Source organism: Streptomyces sp. NPDC054932 (assembly GCF_053610205.1).
The window spans coordinates 1-731 of sequence record NZ_JBSGXU010000143.1 but is presented as its reverse complement, the minus strand read 5'-3'; the positions used below and the strand labels follow the sequence as shown (position 1 = coordinate 731).

Below are 731 nucleotides of genomic sequence, written 5' to 3'. Positions count from 1 at the left end.
CGTCGGGGGTGGTTGCACGGGAGGGTGAGGGCTCGGTGCGGCGCTGGACCACGGGTGCCACGGGTGCGGGAGCTGCTGCGGGGGTGGCCGGACGGCTTCCCGTGCGCTGTGCATCGGCCGGCGGCTCCGCCTGGCGCCGGACCACCGGCATGGACGGGGCGGCCGGGGCGGCGACCTCGGCCGAATGGTCCGCCTGGCGCTGGACCACCGGCATGGACGGGTCGGTCGCGGAGGCCGTTGCGGGGCGGTCGGACGGCGCGGTCGTGGACGGCAGTTCGGTGGCGGGCGTGCCGAGCGGTGCGCGTCCGCCCGCGCGCTGCACGGGCGCGACCGGGGCGGGTCGGACGACGGGCACGCGGCGCCGGGGCGCGGCAGGGACCCGGGCGACGGTCAGGGTGCGGCCGACGGCGCGTGGCCGGACCACGGCGGTGCCGGGGGTCCCGCCGGCGGGCGGTTCCTCGCCCGTGCGGCCGGGACGGGCGGCTGCGGCCGCCGGGGTGGACGCGGGCCCCGTGGAGCCGGACGGGTCGGCCGCGGCACGCTGGAGGTGCGGACCGGAGGGGGACCGGGACGCACCTCCAGCGGACGCTCGCCGGATCGCCGACGTGTCGGGGACCACCGCGATACGGCGGACCAGGGGGAACCGCGGCGCAGTCGGCGCGGGGCCGGGCGCGGCAGGGGCCGCAGCGCCGCTCCCGCCCGTGGCGCGCGACGGCGAGGCGGAGTTGGGC

Annotated in this window: 1 pseudogene; it reads right to left on the bottom strand. The window is 81.5% G+C overall.

Features of this window, described 5'->3' with window-relative positions:
* Positions 1 to 619: pseudogene (locus ACWGE1_RS29680) on the bottom strand (hypothetical protein); the annotation flags it as partial.
* Positions 620 to 731 lie beyond the last annotated feature (112 nt).